Here is a 10,806-nt window from a genome sequence, read left to right on the forward strand (position 1 = left end):
TTAATAAACAGACACATTTAACAGACAATAAAATGACAACGATTCTTAGCAAAAAACGACTGTCACTGATCGGAGCAGGTTTACTGATCCTGATAGCGGCAATATGGTTTCTGGGTAATATTTACGCGACCCGCACAGCCGAAGAAAAAATCTCGGAAACCCTGGGCAGCACACCACTGGCCAATGACATTCATTGGGAAAAATTAAGCGCCAATATTTTTGGTACTGTGACCATGGAAAACCTGGTCATTGGCAAAGGAAAATCAGCCCTGAATGTCCAGAAACTGCAATTGTCAGGTTTTGAAAACTCGGCATCCATCCTTCAGGGCAAACTGGTTTTAACCGGTGTCGCCGACACCAATGGACAAAGTCCCTTGCTGGAAAACGAATTGCTTCAGAATGCAGGCTATATCACAGCCGATCCCGTTAACATACGTTTGGATCTTAAAGCCCAGAAAAACAAAGGCTCGGCACAAATCAACTTGGCCCTTGACCAACACGAAGTCATTGAACTGAACAGTTCATTGTCCATTCAGCGCGCCCAACAATTAATGGCACTGCTCTCTTCAGGCCTGGAGGGTGGCAAAGAAGCATTCAACCCAATGATGATATTCAGCATTGGGGCAATGCTTGATCCTATAACCGTTAATAATACGGAAATCCACATTAAAGAGCAGGGATACATACAAAGGGTCAATGCCCTTGTTAACCGATATGACATTCCGCTAGTACCTTCGGAAAAAACACTGGATACTGAAAAATTTGCCAAAACACAGCAAAAAGACCGTTATGAGCAGGCCATGCAGCAATGTGCCCAACCCAATTCTAAAAACCGTTTTTTTGATAATCCGGTTGACAGCTGCAAGGCCATTGCCAAATTCATGTTCCAGGAAAACGGCTCGCTTAAACTGAAGCTGAAGTCCTTCCCTCTGAAAGAGCTGGATGAACTGGTACTGGATATGTGGTAAAACAAAAAAAGCCAGTTATTTAACTGGCTTTCAATTATTTCAGGCAAAACTTTTCAAGAAGCCTTAATTGTGGGCGGGTAAAGCCGGAACTTCACCAGTCAACTCTTTGCGCAAGTACGCATAATACAGGGGCCCAGCAAGGATACCGTACAGCCCGAACAGCGCTTCACTCATGAAGATCACAATCAGCAGCTCCCAGACTTTGATATGTGTGCGCTCACCAAGCACGGTCGCGCTGATGAAATACTCGCTTTTATGAACCAGCACCAGGAAGGTCAATGCCGCCAGTGCAGCCCCAGGACTAACAGTCAAAGACACAACGGTCAGCAAAGTATTACAGAAAATATTACCCGCGATGGGAATCAGGCTGGCCACAAAAGTAATAACGAGCAATGCAGTCTTGAACGGCAACTCGATACCAAACGGTGGCAGAATCGCAAAAAGATAAATAAACGTAGCAACCGTGTTGACAATTGCAATGAAAAACTGGGCCAGCACAATTGCCTTGAAGGTGTCCCCGAAATTTTTTGCCCTTTTTGTTATTTCTGATTCCAACGCTCCTTTTGGAGATTGCTTCAGGCCGCTTAAAAAGATCATGGGACCAATAATGAAGCCGACAATAATCTGCAAGAGTATGCCCAGGCTGTTCTTGCTGAAATGAGCCACCGCTCCCATCTGGCTCTTGATAAAATTTGCCATTGCCTCATTCAAATGTGAAAATTCAGGCAGGAATTGAGCCACACTCTCAGGAAGTTCAACATATTTCGTAATAATAAAGTTTTCAAGGCTATGTGACAGGCCCTGTAACTCACGATGCAAGGCGGGAATGGAATCTTGCGCCAGTTTAAAGAAAATAAACCCCGCAACCCAGGGAATGAGCGCCACAAGGAATGCAATGGGCTTTGCTACGTATTTGTTGTCTTTTAATTTAAGCAAAGATTGGATGCCATTACTTGCGACATACGAAAAAGCTATGGCCAGTAACCCTGGCAGCATACCTACAAACAGCACAGTGAGCAGCAAAGAACCAGCTAGAACAAGACTAAGGGTACGACGAAGGGAAGCAGGATTCAGATGCAAGATGACTCTCTAATAGAAAAACCTCTACAGAGGCGGAAAACAAGGTTTTCACCTACCCCGTAAGTATATATTGAAGAGGGATTGGCGTGTTAATTACGGTCAGAGAGAACGGGAGGATAAGTAAAATGCCAGGAAACTCAAATTTTCTCCCAAATGAAAAAAGCCAGTTATTTAACTGGCTTTTAGCTATTTCGGATAAAAATTTTTTACTTAAACTTTTAAAGTTTTGGCGGGTTGGGGGGGATTCGAACCCCCGAATTAAAAACCCCATCTAAAAATAGAGAGCATCATGAGTGAACCACTTTCAGAATTGATACGGGTTCGGGTCACACCGGATCAGTATCAAAAACTGTCAGAGGCGTCGTTACTTTCGGGTTTGAAACTGTCAGAATATGTACGCCGTCTATTAATTTCATCAACCACACTACAATCAGAAATCACACAACTACGTGAAGCAGTTGATGCATTGCAACGTTCCAGCAGAACAGAAAATGCAGTTTTAGAAATACTTCTGCTACTCAGAGCAAGTCTTACAACAGATCAAATCACCCGCGCTCAACAACAGTTGAATTCACTGGGTTTCAAAACTTTCTAATTTTACCAATCACTAGTAGGGGAAAAAATGAAGCTACCTGCAATAGCAGGCACGCTAGCTTTGTGCTGCGTGTCATTATCAGCAAATGCCCAATCAGCAAGCGTCCTTGGTGGAACTGAAGGCAAGGCTTGCGAAGCAATTTTATGCTTATCCAGCTCATTACAGCCTGGCGCATGCACCCCATCATTGAACCATTATTTTGATATCAAAAAGTATTCAAAGGGTGTTTTGGACTGGCCCGCTACCATTGATGCCAGGCGTGCTTTTTTAGGTATGTGTCCAAGTAGTAATGCGCCCGGACTTTCTGAACGGATTGATGCTATATCAAGAGGTGCTGGAAAATGTGACCCAGAATATCTAAATAGCGCGTATGCAGGAACTAGCTACAAATACCAAAAACGTCAAAACCGCTTCACTTCTGATAACGACTATATTTATTCAAACATCATTCCTATCAAAACCGTTACAAATGACAAATTACCGGCCTATTGTATCGCTTACATCGATCATGCATGGACATATGATCTCTCACTCAAGTTTGTAGGCACTCCCCTAAAAGGGGGGTACTGGGTTAAAGCCAGTGACTATGAAGCGGCTCAAGCCAAATGGCAGGCCGATACTAGCGGTCAATGGGCAAAGCAATGGGAGTACTCGTGGAAGCACCCAATAACTGGTCAAACCAATAAACGCGAACTGAGTAGATGGTAATGCTTGCTGAATTCGCTTTAATAGCAGCCACATGTGCACCTAATGTACATATAGACACTTTATCTGCATTAATCAAACATGAATCCGCTGCAAACGTCTTCGCTATAGGCATCAATAAAGGAAAAAGGTTATCGACTCAACCCGTTACCGCCGATGAGGCGACTGATATAGCGGAGGAGTTGATAAAAAACGGGACTGATTTTGATGCCGGATTAGGTCAGATCAACGTTCGTAACTGGTCCTGGCTAGGATTAAATACCACAACCGTATTCGATCCCTGTATTAATTTAAAAGCGGCTCAAACGGTCTTATCGGACTGTTACAGCCGTGCATTAAAGCAACATCAAGATCAACAAAAAGCATTACGGGCAGCTCTGTCTTGCTACAACACCGGCAATTTTGAACGGGGTTTTAAAAATGGCTATGTCAATAAAGTCATAGCCCAGGCAGGAATCAAAATACCTGCCATCAGGGCAAGTTCTGGCAACAAGAAAGAACAACCTGTTCAAGTCTCAAAAACCACCAAAAAATCCAAACCAAAATCAAATGATGGGTTCAGCATTAAACCTATAACAGATGGTTTTCGTTTGACAGATCATTAATTTCACTCATACCTCTTCAATTTAATAGGAACCATAAGAAATGACACGCAGTATCAAAACCTTATTTACTCGTTTAATTCAAAGCCGTTTGGCGACAGTAGCATCAACAACACTCCTTATGCAAAACGTAGTAATGGCACAAGCAGGTGGGCTAAAGAAAGCAGAAACAGCCTTATCCACGTTTAGAGATAATTTATACGTCATTTTACCCATTGCTGCGGTAGTTATCGGGGTAATCATTGCCGTTCTTTACGCTGCTGAAATTATGCGAAAAGATGATGCCGTCCGTTGGGGAATTGGCGTTATTTTAGCCGGTTCAATTGCCGAAATTGTGGTCCTGCTCTGGAAGTAAAATGGCCGAAACACCAGAAAATGACCCCCAAACCTCCCCCTACCACTACCCGGTTTTTTTGGGGCTAGGCCGAAAACCAACATTCATGGGCATTCCAACCGTATGGTTTGTCACTACCATTATGATAGTCGGCTCCACCGCAATGATTTTCGGATTGTGGTTATGGTTGTCGTTGTTTGTTTTATTACCGGCCATGGCCATCATTACCCGTACAGATGACAAGGCTTTTGATATCTGGGCGCTAGAACTCAAAACCCGAGTCCGAAACAGAAATAAAAAATGGTGGAATGGCTCAAGCTATTCACCTGTCTCCTATCCTCGCCGTCCCTGGCAAAAATAAACACTTAACCTAATAGGTCAAATAATGAGAGCCTTAACTCTGAATGAGCGTCGGGTATCTCGGTTTGTGCCGTACTCTCATCATGTGACTGATCAAATCATTGCATGTGAAAACAAAGAGTACCTGGCAGTTATCAAAATTGGTGGACGCTCTGCTGATGCAGCAGATATTGCCGAACAACATGATTGGATTGAAGCACTACATAATGTCCTGCGCGGCTTACCATTCGGTAAGCTCGGGCTGTATTCCCACATCATCCGTCGGCGCGTCAATGAATACCCGGAAAGCAATTTCCCACAATTTTTTGCATCAAAATTTGATAACGATTACCGAGCCACTTTCGATAATAATTCACTGATAGTCAATGAGTTATACCTGACTGTCCTAATTCATCCAGTTGCAGATCCCCTACTGGGTACCGTTGCCTCACTGGAAAAAGCCAACTCAAAAATGCTCAAAGCATGGCAAGACGAATCAATAGAAGACTTAAACTCAGCGATTCGATCCATTAAATCTGCCTTGCATCACTACGATACTGAAGTATTGAGCATCGTAGATAGAGACAGTTACGCATTTAGCGAACCAGCCGAATTCTTGGCTTATCTATTGTCCGGCCGTAAACAATCCATACCCGTCACCAATGGCTACCTATACGATGCCCTCCCCTCAGCCAGACCAATTTTCTCGCGTTTTGGCGAACTGGGAGAACTGCGGGACATCGAAGGTTCTCGATTGTTTGGCATGCTTGAATTCCGGCAATACCCTAAAGAGCTAAGACCAGGACATTTAGATGCACTTTTATCGTCGCCTACAGAATTCATTTTTTCACAAAGCTGGGGTAGTTTTACCCCAGGTGCAGCAAAAAGTATGGTCAAGCGACATAAAAAACTGCTGACAGACTCAAATGACGATGCAAAAAACCAAATCAGGCAACTTGATTTAGTATCCGAGGATCTAACAGCAGGGACTTTAGGGTTGGGTGATCACCACGCTACTTTATTGATTTTTGGCAATGAAACAGAAAAGTTACGCCGTGATCTAGCAAATACAGTCGCTTTATTGGCGGCTAAATCAATTATTTCCAGGCCTTTAGAAAAAGCCCTGGAAGCAGGCTATTGGGCGCAATTGCCTGGCAACTGGCGATGGAGACCCCGGCCGGTGCCAATCACAAGCTTAAATTTTCTGTGCATGTCCAGTTTCCACAATCAGCTAACCGGAAAAGCAAATGGGAACCCGTGGGGACCGGCAACCACGATGTTTAAAACCCATACAGGTTCACCCTATTTCTTTAGTTACCACGCGTCAACCAACGAAGTTGACGAAACCGGTAAACGCCGTGTCGGCAACACAATGATTATTGGTATGAGCGGAACCGGAAAAACAGTTTTACAAGGTGTCTTGTTGGCACAAGCGCAGAAATTTGGTGCAACTGCCGTCATCTACGACAAAGACCAAGGCATGCAAGTTCTGGTTCTGGCATTACGGGGAAAATACTTCAAACTCAATCTGGGTACTCCAACCGGCTGGAATCCATTTCAAATGATACCTACGCCTCGAAATGTAGCCTTTATGCGTCGGCTTATTACTTTTCTTGCTGAAATGCGTGGTGAAACAGTCTCAACCGCACAAAGTAAAGAAATTTCACAAGCCGTGGAGCAAATGACCAGACTGATTGAAATAAAAAACCGTAGTTTATCAACGTTAACTACACTCCTACCCAACCCATACACAACCGATGGTTCTTCATCAATCCATGCCAGATTATTGCCATGGTGCCAAGGTGGTGAATATGGTTGGGTGTTTGATAACCCAATGGATTTAATGAACTTGGACACCCCACCGGGGCATAACCCGATTTTTGGGTTTGATATGACTGAGTTCCTTGAAGATGACATGGTCAGGGCCGCTGCAACGATGTATTTACAACACCGAGTCCATGCTCTGCATGACGGTCGAAGAATTATTAATCTGATTGACGAGTGTCAACACCCATTAAAAGACGAGCATTTTCAAGCTGACATGCAGGATTCAGCCCGAACCATTCGGAAAAAGAATGGGGTTATGGCACTTAGTACTCAGGAACCAGAAGCCATAGCTAACAATCCGGTCGGTCCTTCACTGATCCAGCAATCCGCCACGTTAATTTTTTTACCAAACCCCAAAGCAAAAAAAACAACCTATATGAATGAATTCGGTTTAACGGAATCCGAATTCAATTTAATTAAAAGTCTGGGTGAGGCAAGCCGAAGGTTTGTGATTAAACAAGGCGTAAATGTGACGGTTGCACAGCTGGACTTGTCCGGCTGCGAAGATGCCTTAATGGTTTTTTCTGGTAGTCCGGATATGGCAGACATCGCAGAAAAAGTGATTTCTGAGGTTGGTGATGATCCGGTTGATTGGTTACCTATTTACTTTGAAAAGGCAAAAAAACATGCTTTGAAATGACATCAATTTTAGGTCAAGAAATGAAAACAGGAGAATAGAATGGACGATCCAAAAAAATACCAAGAGTGGTGCAAACACTATGGATACAAGCCCTACAGCCCGGAAGCCAACGAGGATTGGCGCCGCTACAACGACAATCTTGCCAGATTCCAATCAATCTTGAACGACGATAAAACAAGGGAAGATATATCCTCGCCGGATGAAAAACTCAAAACTGAAACTTCAAATATATGGAAAAAAGTTGAAAGTATTAATCAAAACAGGACCTTTCCCTCTGAAAGAAATCTTGGTCAACCCAATACTAATTATGAAAATCCTCAGTTTGAAAGGCACACACACGGCCACGAAATGGATTTATAACTCATTGGGTCAAGTGCCGAAGGACGTGTTGGTGCGGCCCGCAGCCCAAAGGGCGAGGACACGGTCACGTCTGTAGGGCGAAGCGAACACTTGACGCAGGACACAATTGTTATGCTATTAGCAGGGGGAGCAGATCATCTGCACCCCCTGCCCAGTGGCGAACGATTAAATAAAAAACCTTATTTCAAAAAAGAACCATAGTTTTAATTATTTGTTTTTTAATTAATATTTTCAAAATCAAGTTTCTATGACGCTCTTATAAAAATGGTAATCCCATCAATTACCATTGATGTTAATTGGCTCTTGGCTTACTTCACATCATTTTAAAAAGGATAAAAATGAAACGACGTTATTTTTTAATGGTTGCCGTCGCAGGTGCCACACTGCTTGCCGGTTGCAAACAAGGCCCAAATGATAATTTTCTGGGATATTGGAAAAAAATAGATAATGAGATGCCTTTGCATGTTAAACCGAACAGCAATGACTATATGGCTCGTCTCGGTCGTTATAACATGCCAGCCAAAGAAAGTTCACCTGGCATTATCACAATAGAGACAGGGAATCCCTTGCAGTTGAAACATGACGCAAAAAACAATCAACTTCAAAGTATTGATAATGAAGAGATTGTTTTTAAACGCATTAGCGAAGACGAATATAAGATAATCAACGAAAAATGGGATAATCCGTATTACAAAAACACAACCAAATAATAACGTTTAATATATTTCAATCGTTCTTCAGCAATCCTCCCGTTCAATGAACAAATCTGTTTATTGAACGCCAACATGCCAGTTCCCTGGCCTCCATCACTCAAAACCTCAATCTTTAACGGCATTCGCAAAACGGCGAAGGTTTACTCATAGGTATTCAATATGAAGAAATTATTTATTTCTGGCCTCTTTACAACCATGATATCCATACCAGGGCTTGTGCAAGCACAATCCGGCATACCAACTTTAGACGTAAATTCTGTCCAACAGCTCAATGCCCTGCTGGATCAATTGCAAACTGCAAAAACACAATTGGAACAAACCAAACAGCAGTTGGCGGCCTTAACAAAATCATCCGGTTTTGGATACGTAATGAGTAACCCCAGCGTTCAGCACGCCATTCGGGGTGCCTTACCTAACGATGCAACAGCCTTATTGGACCGCCTTGAATCGCAAAGCGCAGAATTATCTAGCTCGGTACAAAAATTAACGCAAGCCGTAAATGCTCCCGTTAATTTTGCCCAAGACAAAATTGATATGAGAAACAAATCCATTCAAATTGCGGCAACCAAAAAAGCCCTAGCTGAACAAGCCTATGACGCAATGACCAAACGGCTAGAAGTGATTGATGAGCTTCAGGCAAAAATCAACACCACCACCAACCCAAAAGAAATTGCAGAGTTGCAAGCGCGGATTGCCGTTGAACAGGCCAATATACAAACCGATCAAACCAGAATTACCCTAGCAAATCAACAATTCGAGGCTGAAAAAGAGTTGTTAGAGAAACGGGCTGAAAAAGTGTATTCAGGCTGGTTTGCTGATGACCCAAAAAATGCTAATTAAGTGAGATTACGATGGCATTCGATGCAAGTAAAATCAACGCCCCAACCGATGCGAACAGAATCGGTGAGTGGTTAATGAAGCAAGTCGATACCGTTTTGAACAATGCAGTCAACACCCCAATTGAACAATTGATAAAAGCCATTGCACCAGCCATGATTATCGGGCTGACTCTACAGTTTCTTTTCTATGCCTATGCCATGCAACGCGGAAACGGCAACATGACCGTGACGGAGTTTGTCCATAAATATATCAAAATCGCCATTCTGGCTGCAATTATTACTGCAGGTGGGGTTTATCAAACCACCATTGTCAATGTCATGTTGTCATTACCTGATGATGTCGCAGGGATTGTTGCTGGCGGAAATACTTTATCCGCTCAAATTGATAGTTTAAGACAGGATACAACCAGCGCAGCATCAAAAATGATAGATCTAGAAAGTAGTTTTTTTCCTAGTAGCAGAAACGTAGTGATATCACTTTACGCCTCGGCGCTTTCCTTAATGACCTCGGTTATTTCTGCCGTAGTCTCCATCATTATGGTTGTTGTCAAAGTCGGTATGGCTTTGCTCGTTGCTGCTGGTCCAATTTTCATATCAGCCCTAGCCTTTGAACGAACAGAAAAGCTTTTTGACAGTTGGGTATCACAAGCCCTTAACTTCGTTTTTCTAGCCCTACTAGCTGGCCTTATGTTTGCCATTCTGCTGCAAATGAATTTGGCCTACGTAAAAATGATGATCGAAACTTTAGCCCAAGGAGAAATAAATATGTTGAATCTAGTAGGTGGCTATATGTTTGTGGGGATTGCATCCGTTTTCGTCATGCTCATGATCCCCGGTATGGCACAAGGCTTATCTGGTGGTTTCGGTGCCCAGTTCGGCATTGGTATGGCCGCTGGTGGGGTTACAAAAGCCCTCCGCTTAAACCGTCTACTTAGAAAAAAATAGGGAATACTCATGAAATTTTTTACTAAATTATTTTTTATATCTTTTTCAATTTATCTGGGCGGATGTGCATTCACCCCACCAGCAGCAAATCAACCTGCAGATTCACCTAAATACCCTGTCAATGCTTCCGAACCACTAGTAAAAAGGTTTTAAATGAGTACAGAAAAAATAAAATCCATTGATGTTGCTGCGCAGCTGGAAAAAACCAGAGGCCTAGAACGAGACTATATCGGTGAATTAATTACGAGCAGAAAACGGGCATGGCAAGTTTGTCTAACTTCATGCGTATTGACGATTGCGGCCATTGGCGCTGTCGTCGGACTAACTCCCCTCAAACAGCCACCAGAAATCTATGTTGTCCGGGTTGATAATGCCACCGGCAACATCGAGCATGTCAGTGAGTTAGGGGAGCCCTTTGAAAGCTACAACGAAAGAATTGACAAGTATTTCCTAAATACCTACGTCCTTAATTGCGAAGGCTATAACTGGTACACCATTCAAAACCAATTCAACACATGCGCCCTATTATCCGATCCTGCGATACAACATCAGTACGGTAAACGGTTTGAAGGTGAATATGCACCCACTACACGACTTGGCACACTGGGCAACATTGATGTTACAGTTCACTCCATCACTTTGGGTGAGAATCAATCGGCAACGATCCGATTTTCTACCACGGAGAAAGAAGCATCAACAAGCCAAATACAGGCAGAACGTCACATGATCGCCACTGTTGCCTACCAATACATCAAAGTACCCCTGACTGAAGAAGTCGCTCGCCGCAACCCACTAGGGTTCCAGATAACCCGTTACGACCTGGCTGCAGATCTGTCTCGATAGTCCCCATTAAAAAGGA

The 10,806-nt window shown here is 43.2% G+C and carries 13 protein-coding genes; 12 read left to right on the forward strand and 1 reads right to left on the reverse strand.

Translation table 11 applies throughout. From position 1 onward, the window contains the following. Positions 1-32 precede the first annotated feature (32 nt). On the forward strand, positions 33-968 hold the full coding sequence (locus tag HCX92_RS13775) for a hypothetical protein (protein WP_169295535.1): 936 nt from the start codon (positions 33-35) through the stop codon (positions 966-968). Between the two features lie 63 nt (positions 969-1,031). On the opposite strand, the gene HCX92_RS13780 is transcribed toward HCX92_RS13775, so the two are convergent. Next, a complete protein-coding gene (locus HCX92_RS13780) occupies positions 1,032-2,048 on the reverse strand; it encodes an AI-2E family transporter (protein ID WP_169295536.1) in 1,017 nt (338 codons plus the stop codon). 289 nt (positions 2,049-2,337) lie between these two features. On the opposite strand from HCX92_RS13780, the gene HCX92_RS13785 reads away from it, so the two are divergent. The 11 genes from HCX92_RS13785 (at position 2,338) to HCX92_RS13835 (ending at position 10,790) form a co-directional block, all read left to right on the forward strand. Next, entirely contained in the window at positions 2,338-2,643 is a 306-nt protein-coding gene (locus HCX92_RS13785; protein ID WP_169295537.1) for a hypothetical protein, read from the forward strand. Positions 2,644-2,670: 27 nt separating this feature from the next. After that, positions 2,671-3,351, forward strand: a complete 681-nt coding sequence (locus HCX92_RS13790) for a TrbM/KikA/MpfK family conjugal transfer protein (protein ID WP_169295538.1) — start codon at positions 2,671-2,673, stop codon at positions 3,349-3,351. Further along, entirely contained in the window at positions 3,351-3,953 is a 603-nt protein-coding gene (locus HCX92_RS13795; RefSeq protein ID WP_169295539.1) for a lytic transglycosylase domain-containing protein, read from the forward strand. Before HCX92_RS13790 ends, HCX92_RS13795 begins: the two co-directional genes overlap by 1 nt. A 40-nt stretch (positions 3,954-3,993) precedes the next feature. Beyond that, positions 3,994-4,305: a TrbC/VirB2 family protein gene (locus HCX92_RS13800; protein WP_169295540.1), complete on the forward strand. Its 312-nt coding sequence runs from the start codon at positions 3,994-3,996 to the stop codon at positions 4,303-4,305. A 1-nt stretch (position 4,306) separates the two neighbouring features. After that, the gene (locus HCX92_RS13805) at positions 4,307-4,645 is read left to right on the forward strand and encodes a type IV secretion system protein VirB3 (RefSeq protein ID WP_169295541.1); all 339 of its coding nucleotides are present in this window, start codon (positions 4,307-4,309) and stop codon (positions 4,643-4,645) included. Positions 4,646-4,669: 24 nt separating this feature from the next. Further along, on the forward strand, positions 4,670-7,090 hold the full coding sequence (locus HCX92_RS13810; protein ID WP_169295542.1) for a VirB4 family type IV secretion/conjugal transfer ATPase: 2,421 nt from the start codon (positions 4,670-4,672) through the stop codon (positions 7,088-7,090). A 39-nt stretch (positions 7,091-7,129) separates the two neighbouring features. Then, entirely contained in the window at positions 7,130-7,450 is a 321-nt protein-coding gene (locus HCX92_RS13815; protein ID WP_169295543.1) for a hypothetical protein, read from the forward strand. A 338-nt stretch (positions 7,451-7,788) separates the two neighbouring features. Continuing rightward, positions 7,789-8,160 carry a hypothetical protein gene (locus HCX92_RS13820; RefSeq protein ID WP_169295544.1) on the forward strand — a complete coding sequence of 124 codons (372 nt, stop codon included), beginning with the start codon at positions 7,789-7,791 and terminating at the stop codon, positions 8,158-8,160. Between the two features lie 162 nt (positions 8,161-8,322). Then, positions 8,323-9,003 (forward strand): type IV secretion system protein, encoded by a 681-nt coding sequence (locus tag HCX92_RS13825; RefSeq protein ID WP_169295545.1) that lies wholly within the window; start codon positions 8,323-8,325, stop codon positions 9,001-9,003. A gap of 11 nt (positions 9,004-9,014) precedes the next feature. After that, positions 9,015-9,947, forward strand: coding sequence for a type IV secretion system protein (locus tag HCX92_RS13830; protein ID WP_248290070.1), 933 nt, complete (start codon positions 9,015-9,017; stop codon positions 9,945-9,947). A 153-nt stretch (positions 9,948-10,100) separates the two neighbouring features. Beyond that, positions 10,101-10,790, forward strand: a complete 690-nt coding sequence (locus HCX92_RS13835; protein ID WP_169295546.1) for a virB8 family protein — start codon at positions 10,101-10,103, stop codon at positions 10,788-10,790. The last annotated feature ends 16 nt before the right edge of the window (positions 10,791-10,806 follow it).

The organism is Advenella sp. EE-W14 (genome assembly GCF_012923605.1).
Taxonomy (GTDB): domain Bacteria; phylum Pseudomonadota; class Gammaproteobacteria; order Burkholderiales; family Burkholderiaceae_B; genus Advenella; species Advenella alkanexedens.